Here is a 245-nt window from a genome sequence, read left to right as displayed (position 1 = left end):
TCCAATTGGTGATGTGACACCGTAACCTGTTACAACAACGCGATTAAAAGTCATAATAGTTCCTCTATCTTTTTTGGATTATTTTTATGTAAAACTCAATGAAAATCAAAAGCTACAGATGGTACCAGTGTATGATAAAACGAGTTAACGACGAATTCTCTGATTTTCGAAGAGTGAAAAGCTCTGATTAACCTTGCATGGTCATGCCACCATCAATGGCAATAACCTGACCTGTTAGGTATTCC

The organism is Larkinella sp. C7 (genome assembly GCF_006149005.1).
Lineage (GTDB): Bacteria > Bacteroidota > Bacteroidia > Cytophagales > Spirosomataceae > Larkinella.
This window is presented reverse-complemented; position numbering follows the sequence as displayed.